Below are 1231 nucleotides of genomic sequence, written 5' to 3'. Positions count from 1 at the left end.
CTGGACTTCCCAGAGTTTGCTAGGCGGTAGGAACTTCTAAAAAATACTTTTCTTCGAACTTAGCTGGTGACACGCCGCCTGTATGCGAATGTCGTTTTATCGGATTGTAGAACATCTCAATAAAATTAAATATCTCACCTTTCGCCTCTTCTCGTGTCGAGTAGATCTTTCGTTTTGTTACCCTCTTCTTGAAAGTCGCAAAAAAGCTTTCTGCCACCGCATTATCATGACAATTTCCTCGACGACTCATTGATGGTGCTAAATTATGAGCCTTCATAAAAGCGAGATAGTCAGAGCTAGCATATTGGCTCCCCTGATCGCTGTGTACCAGTACTTCACCTTTAGGTTTGCGCTGCCAGATGGCCATTAGTAGAGCATTAATGACCAGATGACGATCCATCATTTTATCCATTGACCATCCAACAACACGTCGGGAAAATAAGTCGATAACAGTTGCTACGTACAAAAAGCCTTCATGGGTCCTAACGTAGGTGATATCGCTTACCCACGCTTTATTAGGAGCATCAGGATTAAACTGACGCTTCAATATGTTGTCAGCAATCTTGCCTACTTTACCGCCTTGGATATGGCGACGTTTATAGCCAATCTGGGCCTTAATCTTGTTATTACGCATGATCTTGGCAACACGATGTACGCTACAGGATTCTCCCTCATCCCGAAGGTCGCGATGTATCCATGGGCTTCCATAGGTTCCACCGCTAGCGATGTAGCATTCACGTATTCTTTCTAACAGTCGCAGATCTTCAATAGACCGATCAGACAGTGGCTTTTTCAACCAAGCATAATAACCGCTTCGATGAATTTTAAAGACGTGACACATCAATTGAACAGAGTGTTCTTTTTGGTGATCTCGAACAAAGGCGTACTTTACTCTGGGTTGTTGGCAAAGTACCTTGCGGCCTTTTTTAGAATGTCACGCTCCTCCGTGATTCGTCTTAGTTCAGACTTGAGTCGAGCGTTCTCAGAGGCTAAATCAAGGTCTTCGGATGGTTGAGAATGTGACTCTCCATACTTTTTGATCCAAGTGTATAAACTATGAGTGGTTGTATCGAGCCGTTGAGCCACTTCAGCAACAGAATAACCACGCTCTGTTACTTGTTTAACCGCTTCTCTTTTAAATTCTTCAGGGTAACGTTTGGACTTCATAATACACCTCTTATTTAACTAGATTTTAACGTTAATAGGTGTCTAGTAAAGTCTGGGAAGTCCA

General features: G+C 42.9%; 1 protein-coding gene. It reads right to left on the bottom strand.

What is annotated here, in order from left to right; all coding sequences use genetic code 11:
* Positions 1-19 precede the first annotated feature (19 nt).
* Positions 20-1167, bottom strand: a protein-coding gene (locus DFP76_RS18015; RefSeq protein ID WP_245931978.1) for an IS3 family transposase whose coding sequence is annotated in 2 segments (ribosomal slippage) — positions 20-930 and positions 930-1167 — 1149 coding nt in all. Because the reading frame shifts where the segments join, the coding sequence is not laid out codon by codon here.
* Between the last annotated feature and the right edge of the window lie 64 nt (positions 1168-1231).

The sequence above is a fragment of the Marinomonas aquiplantarum genome (assembly GCF_003314975.1).
Taxonomy (GTDB): domain Bacteria; phylum Pseudomonadota; class Gammaproteobacteria; order Pseudomonadales; family Marinomonadaceae; genus Marinomonas; species Marinomonas aquiplantarum.
This window is presented reverse-complemented; position numbering and strand designations above follow the sequence as displayed.